The organism is Pseudomonas sp. FW305-3-2-15-E-TSA4 (assembly GCF_058787295.1).
Genome location: NZ_JBYSZP010000005.1, coordinates 304,077 through 315,655, shown reverse-complemented (window position 1 = coordinate 315,655; position 11,579 = coordinate 304,077). Strand labels below are relative to the sequence as shown.

Here is an 11,579-nt window from a genome sequence, read left to right as displayed (position 1 = left end):
GCCTGACCCACCGCTATCGCTTGCAGGCAAGCTCCCACAGTGATTTTGTGGTGTGCCCGATTTGAGTGAACGCCCCCGATCCCTGTGGGAGCGAGCCTGCTCGCGAAGACGCCAGTCCATTCAAAATCCATGTTGCCTGACCCACCGCTATCGCTTGCAGGCAAGCTCCCACAGTGATTTTGTGGTGTGCCCGATTTGAGTGAACGCCCCCAATCCCTGTGGGAGCGAGCTTGCTCGCGAAGGCGTCGGCCCATTCAACATCTGTGCTGCCTGACCCACCGCTTTCGCGGGCAAGCCACGCTCCCACAGTGTTTTGTGGTGAGGCACATATCCCGATCCATACCGAGATCCCCTGTGGGAGCGAGCTTGCTCGCGAAGGCGTCGGCACATTCAACATCTGAGCTGCCTGACCCACCGCTTTCGCGGGCAAGCCACGCTCCCACAGTGTTTTGTGGTGAGGCACATATCCCGATCCATGCCGAGATCCCCTGTGGGAGCGGGCTTGCTCGCGAAGGCGTCGGCACTGCCACTCTCGCAACCGCCTGACCCACCATCAAATCCCGCCCACAAAAAAGGGGACTTTCGTCCCCTTGCGGTATCGCCTGGTTTGTCACCAGTCCATCAATAAATATCTTTCGACAACAACGTAAACGGCGTCTTCACCAGGATCTTCAGATCCAGCCACAACGACCAGTTGTTGATGTAATGCAGGTCCATCTCCACCCGACGCTGCATCTTGTCGATGGTGTCGGTCTCGCCACGGCAGCCGCTGATCTGTGCCAGCCCGGTAATACCCGGTTTGATTCGATGGCGAGCCATGTACGCGAGGATTTTCCCCGAGTAGTAGTGGTTGTGCGCTACAGCGTGCGGACGCGGACCGACCAGGGCCATTTGCCCCTGTAGCACGTTGAACAACTGCGGCAGCTCATCCAGCGAGGTGCGGCGAATGAAGCGCCCGACCGCAGTAATACGCGAGTCATTACGGCTGGCCTGAACCACTTCACGGTCATCGTGCACGCGCATCGAGCGGAATTTCCAGACCTGAATCACCTTGCCGTTCCAGCCGTGGCGATCCTGCTTGAAGAACACCGGCCCCGGCGAGTTGATCTTCACTGCCAACGCGATGAACAGCAGCACCGGGCTCAGCAGGATAATCGCCAGCAGCGCCACGCCTTTTTCCACCAGACTCTTGCTCAGCGCAGCAGTAGGGCGGCTGGTCAGCGGACTTTCGTTGAGGCAGATCGCCGGCAGACCGTCCACGACCTTCACCGAGTGGTTGAGCAGGGTCAGACTGTTCAAGTCCGGCACCCAGACCACATCGACGTTGGCGCCGAGCAAGTCGACGTACATCGCTTCGATTTTCGCGGCCTCAGCCAGCGGCAGGGTGATGTACAACCGGCGGATGTCATGGTCTTTGATCAGCTTGAGCAAATCTTCCTGATCACCGACCACACGCGGCGCATCCGAATCCAGAGTCGGTGTCGCGCCATTGCTGACCAAACCTACCAGCGGCAGGTTTTCCACCTGACTGATCTTCTTCGCCAGACCCAGTGCCAGTTCGCCAGTGCCGACGATCAGGGTCTTCTGCGCGCTGGTGCGGGAACGCTGGTAGTACTTGGAAAAGGCATGCAGTGGCGCGTACATCAGCGCCTGACCGAGGAAGCCGTAGACCGCCCAGCTCAGCGTCACCTCGCGGGAGAACACTTCGTCGGCCTTGCACACGAACGCGATGCCGGCCAGCGCCACCATGGTCATCGACCAGCCCATGAACAAGCGTCCAAGCCCGGTCAGGTAATTGTCCTGCTTGCGGTACACGCCGCTAAACGTATACGCCGGTACCGAGGCCAGTACCGCCAGTGTCGCGCACATGCGGTAGTAGAACTCGACGGTGCCCGTCTGCCGTTCAGCCAGTATGAATAACAACGCAACAATGAAAGCCTGCGCCAATGCCCATTGGCCCCAGAAGGTAAGTCCCTTGAGGCCGTTATTTCGATTGATCCGTAGAGAAAGTTCCATGAGATATCCCCAGAAATACGTCCATTCAGGTTTCGACAGTTGAAGTCCGAGTTGCTAGATAGGCTTGTTGTTGTTATTGGACGAGTGTCCTGAGGTAACAACGTCGATAGGCCGAACTGTCGTCAATCAATAGACTAAGTTATTGCCGGAGAGGGTGTCTGACGAGTTCTAACAAGATGGCACAGTGCCAACTTTTTAATAATCAAATACAAGGGTGTTAGAAAAGGTCGCAGAGCGGGGGGTGAATAAATTATGTTGTGTTTGTTACTGTAGGAGGGGTGGAGGCAGGGAGCTATTATTACCAGGGGGGAAGCCAAACAGAGTGCTCTTGTTGTTTTTGTAATCGCACTGTTTTCTGTTTGTTTTGTTCGCGGATATCGGCGGTATTTACGCAACGATTTCCTGAATGAGGCAATAACCGCGGTTTCTTACGGCACGGAACAATCGCTCACCATTACTCGCGTTTTTGAACTTGTCCTGCAGGCGACTCAGGCACATCTCCAGGCCGCGATATTGCTCCGGCTCGCGACCGATGCTGAGGATCAGGTCATCTCGACTGACTACACGTTCTTCGTGATGGAGCATTTTGCGCACCAGCGCGGTTTCCAGTCCGGTAAGGCTGATCTCGACGCCTTCCTTGACCAGTGCGCCTTGATCGTTGTCCAGATGCCAGGTTTCGTTGCAAGTGGCGGCGTCTTCGATGGCAGCAGTGCGGTTGTCGCTCTCTGCACTTTGAAACGGCTTCGCCGATTGTGCGGACAGCCATTCCGATTCGAGGGTGGCCAATATGCGCTGGGTGTCGTGTTCAATCGTGCGGGCAACGTTTTTCCGGGTGCCCCTTGGGTAAGTGAACTCCATCAGCATGGGAGCGGAAGAGGGCGAAGTAGCACCTTCAATAAACATTTGTGCCTGAGACGTGCCAAACGAATTGAAGCGCTCGCTGGACAGAATGCTCTCAAGTTCACGCTGCGACGTTGTACTGTTGGTCACGACGACAAAATATTTTCTTGGGAGGGTTGTACTAGTTTCCATGTCTCTCTCCTAAAATGTGCACCAAAATGGGCGAAAAGGTAAATCGGCAGGCGAGCAATGACTTCCTTGGAAGTAACCGACAGGCAGGGTCTGGGCCCAAAATGGCCTCGATAAATTCCACTCGTTCTGCTGCTATGTTGTTAAGTTTATTGTTATGGTTCGGTGTAGCCGTGCTCATTCAATGGCTTGATTATTAGTAGATTTGAAGTACAACTTGAGCTGTATGGTTGCATATGACGATCCTTCGTGATTATGCAAAGAGAATGGCTGCCCGAGAGTCAGGCAGTCGATATCAGACCCCGCATCAGGCGATAGCCGTAGCCGCGGATGCTCTGAATCGCGTTGGTACCATACATGTCCTTGATTTTTCCACGCAAGCGGCTGATGGATTTTTCCAGCGCTCTCGGGTCGTAGAAATTGGTATTGAGCCCCATGATGCTGGCAATTTCATCATGGCTGAGAATGTGATTGCTGGTCTGCGCGAAGGCTTCCAGGATCTTCATCTCGGCGAACGAGATGTCGAGTTTCTGGCTGGTGCCGCCCTGCAGGCAGATGCGCGTCGGGTCGAGCGTGAGGTTGATATCCCGCTGCCATTCTTCACTGTTGAAGAATTCACCGAGCAACTCGTCGCCCTCGTCGGAAAGGGTATTGAGTTTGATACAGAAGTCGGCACCGGCCAGGAAGTACTTGATCTTGTTGAAAGCGCCGCGACCGGTTATGACCGCGCAAATGATCGGTTTCAAGTTGTCGGAACGCAGGTTCTCGATCAGCGCAAGATTGTCTTCCAGCGCTTGCGGAGTGTCGATAACGATGAAGATGGCTCGATACGAACCAGAAAGTTCATTGTTATAGGAACTAGTGTACGAACTGGCCTCAAGTGCCATATCAGTGCGTACGTGCTTTGCGATCAGCGCACTAAAATGTTCGGCCACGCCACGGGTACGGCCCAGTGTGAGAACGCCGAGTACGTCGTTTGTCGGGCGCGGACTTCTAGTCGCCAAGTTCCCTGAGAGCATCATGCTTTGACTCGAATTAGGTGCTGACATCGGGATGTTAAAGCACCGGTTCTCATCTGTGACTGACAATTGGTAACATTCACGCGATTTTTAGACGTGGCTCCCGAGTTTTCTAACAATAATTAAGCATTTCAAGCTTTTAGTTGATTTTCTCGGGGTTGTGAACTAGTCGTTACATGATGGCGATGTGGAATTGTGCCACTATTTTGAATCTATGGCGATGGCTTTATTCATGTCCAATTGCCACTGTCGACGATCCTGAGACAATGTGAGCTGGATCACACTTTATTGGCCAGTCGAACTTTTTCTACTATAGCCCTAAATATTTTTCGTGTAGTTCGTAGGCGGACGTTTATTAACATGGCTTGAGTGTGTCTTTTGATAAGACATATTCTCCGTCGCCTGATCAGGCAATGGGTGTCGCGTTATACCGATTGTTTAACTTCAGATACTCAATTCCTGAATACAGTTGACCGGTCGCTCATCAAGAGCGCTCTGACGGAGGATTAATGGATTTCTGGACCTTTATCCAGGTGTTGATATTGGGCGCGGTAGAAGGCCTGACCGAGTTCTTGCCGATCTCCAGTACCGGCCACCAGATCATCGTCGCCGACCTGCTGGACTTCGGCGGCGAACGCGCGATGGCGTTCAACATCATTATTCAGCTGGGCGCGATCCTGGCCGTGGTCTGGGAGTTTCGCCCGAAGATCTTCGACATCGTCAAAGGCCTGCCGACCCAACGCAATGCGCAGCGTTTCACCCTCAACCTGCTGATAGCTTTCCTGCCGGCGGTGGTCCTTGGCGTACTGTTCGCTGACAAAATCCATCAATACCTGTTTAACCCGATCACCGTAGCCATGGCCTTGGTGGTGGGCGGCATCGTCATGTTGTGGGCCGAACAGCGCAACCATGTGGTGAGCGTCGATCACGTCGACGACATGCGCTGGTCAGACGCGTTGAAAATCGGTTTCGTGCAATGCCTGGCAATGATTCCCGGCACGTCCCGCTCCGGCTCGACCATCATCGGCGGTTTATTGTTCGGCTTGTCCCGGAAAGCCGCCACAGAGTTCTCGTTTTTCCTCGCCATGCCGACCATGGTCGGCGCTGCGGTGTACTCCGGCTACAAATACCGCGACCTGTTCCAGGCCAGCGACCTCCCAGTGTTCGCTTTGGGTTTCGTCATCGCCTTCATCTTCGCCATGATCGCCGTGCGCGGCCTGCTCAAATTCATCGCCAACCACAGCTACGCCGCGTTCGCCTGGTATCGGATCGCGTTTGGCTTGTTGATTCTGGCGACGTGGGTGTTTGGCTGGGTGAACTGGACGGAAGCGGCGGCGGGGTGATGCGCACGCCAGGCGGATCACCCCGCCTGGCGCGTGTTACGGAGGGAGGGCATCAACGCCCTTGCAGCAACTCGCCGGCCTGATCCAGCAACGCCAGCGGATCCTTGGCCTTGTGAATATCTACCGACAACAACTGGCGGAATTTACGCGCACCCGGGAACCCGGTGCCCAACCCCAACACATGCCGGGTGATGTGATGCATCGCACCACCGGCCTGCAAATGCTCGGCAATATAAGGCCGCAACTGCGCCAGCGCCTCGGCCCGGCTGATCACCGGCGCGGTGCTGCCGAACAACTGCTGATCCACCTCCGCCAGCAAATACGGATTGTGATAAGCCTCGCGCCCAAGCATCACACCGTCAAAGGTCTGCAAGTGCTCATGGCAGGCCTCCATCGTCTTGATCCCGCCGTTCAGCACAATCTCCAGCTCCGGAAAGTCCGCCTTCAACTGGGCCGCCACGTCATACCGCAACGGCGGAATGTCGCGATTCTCCTTCGGCGACAAGCCCTCCAGAATCGCAATCCGCGCATGCACGGTAAAACTGGTACACCCGGCATCCCGCACCGTACCGACGAAATCACACAATTCGGCGTAACTGTCCCGCCCATTGATCCCGATCCGATGCTTCACCGTCACCGGAATCGACACCGCATCGCGCATTGCCTTCACACAATCCGCCACCAACTGCGGATGCCCCATCAGGCACGCACCGATCATATTATTCTGCACCCGATCACTCGGGCAGCCCACATTCAGATTCACCTCGTCGTAACCATGCTCCTGCGCCATACGCGCGCAGGCGGCCAGATCCAGCGGGACGCTGCCGCCCAATTGCAACGCCAGCGGATGCTCGGCTTCGTTGTGACGGAGGAAACGTTCGTGATCGCCGTTGAGGAGGGCGCCGGTGGTGACCATTTCGGTGTAGAGCAGGGCGTTCTTCGACAGGAGGCGTAGGAAGTATCTGCAATGCCTATCAGTCCAGTCCATCATCGGCGCCACACTGAAACGGCGAGACGGCTCGGAACGGGGGTGGCTAGTGTTTACGGGCGATTGGGGTTTTTCGAAATTCATTGATACTGATCTTTTATACAGCGGTTTTTACCCATTTTTCCTTGTTTTCTGAAGTCGGTTGCTACAATGTAGCAAGCGAATTCGGCAATGTAGCAACGGGAAATGGGCACGATCACATCACGCAAGCGCAAGGACAACTCGACGGCCTACACGGCGCAGATACGGATCAATCGGGACGGGCGAACAGTTTATCAGGAAAGCCAAACCTTCGACCGAAAGCAGGTCGCCCAAGCTTGGATCAAGCGGCGTGAGACCGAGCTGGCCGAGCCTGGTGCGATTGAGCGCGCAAACCGTAAGGGTGTAACGATCAGGAAGATGATCGAGCAGTACCTGGATGAGTACGAGAAGATCCGGCCGTTGGGCAAAACCAAGAACGCGACGTTGAAGGCGATCAAGGATACCTGGTTGGGCGACCTTGACGACTCGGCTCTGAACAGTCAGAAACTGGTGGAGTTTGCACAGTGGCGGATGAGTAAAGAGGGTGGCGGTGTTCAGGCGCAGACGGTCGGTAATGATCTCTCGCACCTGGGCGCGGTGCTGTCCGTGGCGCGACCGGCCTGGGGCTACGAGGTAGATCCGCTGGCCATGCCCGACGCTCGCAAGGTTTTACGAAAGCTAGGTATGGTGAGCAAGAGTAAGGAGCGCAACCGTCGGCCGACGCTCGATGAGTTGGACAGATTGATGAGGCACTTTTTCGAAATGCAGGTTCGTCGACCTGAGTCGATCAACATGCCGAAGATGATTGCGTTTGCTCTCTTCTCGACGCGCCGGCAGGAGGAGATTACTCGGATTCGCTGGGATGATCTCGACGAGTCCCGGCAGGCCGTCCTGGTACGTGATATGAAGAACCCCGGACAGAAGATCGGCAACGACGTGTGGTGCCATCTGCCCGATGAGGCCTGGGCAATCCTGCAGAGCATGCCCAGGACTGAGCGGGAGATATTTCCGTATAACTCCAGATCCGTTTCCGCATCGTTCACGCGGGCGTGTCCGTTGCTGGGGATTGAGGATCTGCACTTCCATGATCTAAGGCATGAAGGCGTGAGCCGCCTGTTCGAAATGGACTGGGATATTCCCAGGGTTTCGAGTGTTTCGGGACATCGCGATTGGAATTCTCTCCGGCGATATACTCATCTGCGTGGCAGGGGCGACCGATATTCAGGATGGCAGCACTTAGAAAAAATCCTGCGATGACAATTGAATGGATTTAGGGAGATAGTGTGAGGAAGGGTATTTTCAAAAGAAAGCAGGGCGTCGTTACGAAGTGGAAGTTAAGGGGGAGACGGCTTTTAGGTCTTTTGATAACAACGGGGGCGATAGGTTTTATTGCGGCAAGTGCTTATGGTTTTTTTGTCAAGGATATTTCCTTGGATTTTATAAGGCCTTATGGTCGATATTATATATTTCAACTGAGTAATGAAACTCCAGTTGATCAGCGCGTCAGCTCATTTAAAGTGATTCCGCCTGGTCCTCAATCTTTGATTTTTAGAATTACCAGGGATATTTATGGAGAGCTTGATATAAATGGATCTGCTACGCTTCCAGGAGGAAATATCAGCTGGATCCCAGCGGTTGAGTTTCATGAGTTAGATGGTAAAGAGTTGCAGGCCCATTCTGCGCATAAATTTCGCATGCCTCCGTTAAGTAGTAGGGATTATATGCAGCCTGTGGCTGCGATACTTGAAGTTCAATATGATGTGCTTCCAACCAACGGGATACTGGCTGGGCTTGACAAAATATTGCGCGCTATCGGGTTGCGTAATTCTTCCACGAAAACTAGGTATCTAGTAGTTGATAACTATTGGCATGAAACTCGTTCTGAGTCACTAGGAGAGGCTATACGTATAGCTTGTCGTGATAATGATTCGCTTCGATCAGACTTGTGTGGTCGGGACAAAGCTGAATAAGCAAAAGGGGGCTGGCGCCCCCTTTTTTTATGCTTCTCTGCCCATAAACTTGTTTTGCTCAGTTCTGGCTTTTTCACGCTGCCTATCAATGTAATCGGCTAAGTCTTTCAAATGGATGCCGAGGGCTGCCTTCTGGCTATTAGCGCCCATGCGGATTACTGGAATATCAATTTCCCCATCTAATTGTTTGCGCTTGAATTTCTCCACGGTCAAATGCATGTAGTCTTCACATACTCGGCCGAGCGGAATGACTGCTTGCCCTTCATATTGAGCCATCAGTAAGAAGAGGGTAGTCATGCAGCCTCCATAACTTTGTTTGTGTTTTCCGTCATATTTGCTTCAATCAAAGCCATCATCGGCCATGGAGAAACAGAATTGCCCACCATCAATACTTGATCTTTCTTGCTGAACTTCTGGCCGTCGTGGCCGTGGTCAATCACGTAGTTGTCCGGAAAGCCCTGGGCTCGGTAAAGCTCCCGTGGCGTCAGCATGCGCATGCCAATGTCGACGATAACGTATGGCGTGCCCTTGATCACCACGGTAACCAGGGCCAACCGATCTCGTGTGGTGATCGTGGCGGCCGGATCGCGCAGGTCGTAGATGTTGTCAGTGCCGTAGTACCCCATTAGAAAAGCGGCAACGCGCAGAGCGCCTTCCTCCACGTCTGGTGCGAGTGTGTACTCGAGCAGCGCGTGATGTTCTGCGCCGGCACAGATAGTAGAGATCGGCTCGTCCATCGCTCTGCCTACACAGTTCTTGCGCAGGGTCAGCAGATTGGCGGTCACCAACTGCTGTTGGCTGCCCGTCGTGGTTATCGCTGTCAGAGGCTGGTCTGGGTGCCGTCCCAACGTTTCGTTGAAACCACCGTTGTGCTGTGCGATGTAGGTCACGGCGAGCGCAAAGTGCCCACCCTTTACCTGCGCGCAGATGGTCCCCAGCGGTGCATCTGCTGCCATGGTCCGCTGGGATGTTGCGTTGGCGTGCTCTGTGAGGAAGGGCGCGACTTGTGGCGTCACCAGGGCGAAGCCATGCGCGCCAGTGATGGTCTTGATTGGATCTTGCACCGACTGGCATCGAGTTATGTCGTTGCCTGAATGGTTGACGCTTACGATGAACGGGTCGGCATGATCGACCACATAGCGGCGGGCACCTTTGCGAACGCGCTCCATAGTCTTGCTTGCCAATGGCCGGCGTACGCCAGCGGCACGGCCTTCTTCTTTCGTCAGAAAGATGCTCGGGCAGGGGATCGACCAATCGATGCAACTGGCAGCGTTACGCCAAGCTTTTTGACCCTTCGCGGGTTCTTTGAAGTGGGTCGGCTGCGGCCAATACAGCGGCTTGCCATCGCATCGAGCGACCATGTAAAGGCGTTCGCGTGTGGTAGCGGCGCCAAAATCGCAGGCTTTGAGTTTTCCATGCAGGATGTCATAGCCCATGTTCTTGAGGATCTGTAGGAAGCGGCGCCAAGTCTTGCCCTTTCGTTTCGGATCAGGCACCAGGTACTGATCCTGGACCGGAACGCGCTCGCCTGCTGCGGCCACGCTCCCATCGCGGCGAATCACCCGGCCGGTGGTTTTGCATCGCTTAGCAATCAAGGGGCCCCATTGCAGGATCTGCCAGACGTTTTCCATAGTGATGAGGTCGGGTTTGACCTGCCCGGCCCACTTGACGGTGACCCATGACAGAGAGCGGCTGGCACTGCTGCGTGGTTGACCTCCTGCAGCAAGGCTGTGATGGGTACATTCGGGGCTCGCGTGTAGGTGTGCGACGGGGCGGTCTCGTGTCGCCTTTCGGGGGCACACCTCATAGACGTCCGAGATGTAATGCTCTGCGCCTGGGTGGTTGCGCTTGTGCATGCTGATGGCTTTGGGGTTGTGGTTGATCGCGATATCGACGGCTTTGCCCGTAGCCATTTCCTGGCCCATGGTTGCGCCGCCACCACCGGCAAACAGGTCGACGCGGATCTTGCCCATGAGGTCGAGGCCAAATTGGGTGATGACGGCAGTGCTTATTGGGGCTTGGGAAAAGGCGGTCATACGCGTGCTCCATGCGTATACCCCACGACAGGCTGCGCGAGCGGGCGATTTTGAGCGGTTAGCGTTGCATTGGGTGTGGCTGCCTCGCGCAGCTTTTCGTGGGGTATAAGCGCCTCGGTGGTGCTGCTGGAAGAGGCAATAATGCCTGCTGCTGCGCAGCAGAGGCTGTTTGTTTCTAATGTGTCGACGCTGGCTTCCTCGCGGAGCAAAGCGGTCGGGGATTGGGTGTTGTGCTGGTCCTTTTGCATGCCGCTTTCCTCCGAGGTTCGATTGCGCGTTGGTTCTTCAGCCGCTGGTGAGGCGTGAGCCGGGTTCCGGTGTGTTTGGGATTGGGAATAGGCCTGGCTCATGCGGCGCTCTCCTGATCTGCCGGCTCCAGCAGTGCCGCGATGGCGAGCGCTTGGTCGCGCAGGACGCGTGTTTCGCGTTCGAGTTTTTTGCCCGTGCGGAAGGCGGCGAAAGTCTCGGCGGCGATCCGGAGCTTGTCTGCGATGTCGATCAGCGTTTGGCGTTCGGGTTCGCCGAGTGCCAACGCTTGCTGGAGACGTTTGCTGAATTGCGCCAAGTGGGCGTGATCGGCCCTGATGAAGTCGAGCGAGGCCCTTAACTCGCGAATGGTCTTGGCGCTTTCGGCGCGCAGGACTTCGTCGCTTTCTTTCATGCCGGCGGACATGCCGTCGGTATGGCCCATGAAGTAGCCGGCCCAGACTAGTAGCCCAGCCAGGGTGATCAGGGCGATGAGTGCGCAGATCTGAATTGCGGTCATGTGGTGTGCTCCTGGTGACGTCATTGGCTGGTGGTGGCAGCCGCTTGGTTTGTGGTTGTTACTCGTTGGTGTCGTCCTGCTGTCGCTGCATGTCTTCGTCGGCCTTGTAGGCGCGGATGTCGATCAGTGAGGCGACGTGCCGGATGTGGGCGTACTTCGGCGCTTTGCGGCTGGTGTCCAGCGTGGTGATGGGGAGCTGGATGCGGCCGCTGCTGATTTCGGCCGCGAACGATTGCTCGTTGAGGTTGCGAAAGTAGCGTTCGCGAATTCTGTCTATCGGGATCAGAACGTCGCCGAAGGTGCGAAAGAGCAGCTCGACGGTGGCTGACTCCGGTGCCGGGTGCAGGCGTAGCGGGTTTTGTGCTGTGTTACTCATGGCTCTGTTGGGCCT

At 55.5% G+C, this 11,579-nt stretch carries 12 protein-coding genes; 3 read left to right on the top strand and 9 right to left on the bottom strand.

All coding sequences use genetic code 11. The features are described from left to right. Positions 1-621: 621 nt before the first annotated feature. The 3 genes from AC3WMV_RS09460 to AC3WMV_RS09450 all read right to left on the bottom strand — a co-directional run bounded on the left by AC3WMV_RS09460 (position 622) and on the right by AC3WMV_RS09450 (position 4,067). Positions 622-2,016, bottom strand: coding sequence for an undecaprenyl-phosphate glucose phosphotransferase (locus AC3WMV_RS09460; protein ID WP_103368818.1), 1,395 nt, complete (start codon positions 2,014-2,016; stop codon positions 622-624). Positions 2,017-2,403: 387 nt separating this feature from the next. Next, a complete protein-coding gene (locus AC3WMV_RS09455; protein ID WP_027611488.1) occupies positions 2,404-3,048 on the bottom strand; it encodes a winged helix-turn-helix domain-containing protein in 645 nt (214 codons plus the stop codon). 278 nt (positions 3,049-3,326) lie between these two features. Beyond that, on the bottom strand, positions 3,327-4,067 hold the full coding sequence (locus AC3WMV_RS09450) for a winged helix-turn-helix domain-containing protein (RefSeq protein ID WP_103368817.1): 741 nt from the start codon (positions 4,065-4,067) through the stop codon (positions 3,327-3,329). A gap of 506 nt (positions 4,068-4,573) precedes the next feature. Here AC3WMV_RS09450 and AC3WMV_RS09445 point away from each other — a divergent pair. Further along, positions 4,574-5,407, top strand: a complete 834-nt coding sequence (locus AC3WMV_RS09445) for an undecaprenyl-diphosphate phosphatase (RefSeq protein ID WP_027611490.1) — start codon at positions 4,574-4,576, stop codon at positions 5,405-5,407. 52 nt (positions 5,408-5,459) lie between these two features. Here the strand turns inward: AC3WMV_RS09445 and dusA are convergent, their stop codons facing one another. Continuing rightward, positions 5,460-6,479 carry a tRNA dihydrouridine(20/20a) synthase DusA gene (gene dusA / locus AC3WMV_RS09440; protein ID WP_103368816.1) on the bottom strand — a complete coding sequence of 340 codons (1,020 nt, stop codon included), beginning with the start codon at positions 6,477-6,479 and terminating at the stop codon, positions 5,460-5,462. 102 nt (positions 6,480-6,581) lie between these two features. Here dusA and AC3WMV_RS09435 point away from each other — a divergent pair, with 102 nt between their 5' ends. Then, positions 6,582-7,673: a site-specific integrase gene (locus AC3WMV_RS09435; RefSeq protein WP_103368815.1), complete on the top strand. Its 1,092-nt coding sequence runs from the start codon at positions 6,582-6,584 to the stop codon at positions 7,671-7,673. A 26-nt stretch (positions 7,674-7,699) separates the two neighbouring features. Continuing rightward, positions 7,700-8,386 carry a hypothetical protein gene (locus AC3WMV_RS09430; RefSeq protein ID WP_146038502.1) on the top strand — a complete coding sequence of 229 codons (687 nt, stop codon included), beginning with the start codon at positions 7,700-7,702 and terminating at the stop codon, positions 8,384-8,386. 27 nt (positions 8,387-8,413) lie between these two features. On the opposite strand, the gene AC3WMV_RS09425 is transcribed toward AC3WMV_RS09430, so the two are convergent. The 5 genes from AC3WMV_RS09425 to AC3WMV_RS09405 are packed head-to-tail and all read right to left on the bottom strand — an operon-like array spanning position 8,414 to position 11,564. Then, positions 8,414-8,683, bottom strand: coding sequence for a pyocin activator PrtN family protein (locus AC3WMV_RS09425; protein ID WP_103368814.1), 270 nt, complete (start codon positions 8,681-8,683; stop codon positions 8,414-8,416). Continuing rightward, on the bottom strand, positions 8,680-10,422 hold the full coding sequence (locus AC3WMV_RS09420) for a DNA cytosine methyltransferase (RefSeq protein WP_103368813.1): 1,743 nt from the start codon (positions 10,420-10,422) through the stop codon (positions 8,680-8,682). Before AC3WMV_RS09420 ends, AC3WMV_RS09425 begins: the two co-directional genes overlap by 4 nt. Beyond that, positions 10,419-10,772, bottom strand: a complete 354-nt coding sequence (locus AC3WMV_RS09415) for a hypothetical protein (RefSeq protein WP_256584959.1) — start codon at positions 10,770-10,772, stop codon at positions 10,419-10,421. The genes AC3WMV_RS09420 and AC3WMV_RS09415 overlap by 4 nt, the downstream gene beginning before the upstream one ends. Continuing rightward, positions 10,769-11,188, bottom strand: coding sequence for a hypothetical protein (locus AC3WMV_RS09410; RefSeq protein ID WP_103368811.1), 420 nt, complete (start codon positions 11,186-11,188; stop codon positions 10,769-10,771). The genes AC3WMV_RS09415 and AC3WMV_RS09410 overlap by 4 nt, the downstream gene beginning before the upstream one ends. Positions 11,189-11,246: 58 nt before the next feature. Continuing rightward, the gene (locus AC3WMV_RS09405; protein ID WP_103368810.1) at positions 11,247-11,564 is read right to left on the bottom strand and encodes a pyocin activator PrtN family protein; all 318 of its coding nucleotides are present in this window, start codon (positions 11,562-11,564) and stop codon (positions 11,247-11,249) included. Between the last annotated feature and the right edge of the window lie 15 nt (positions 11,565-11,579).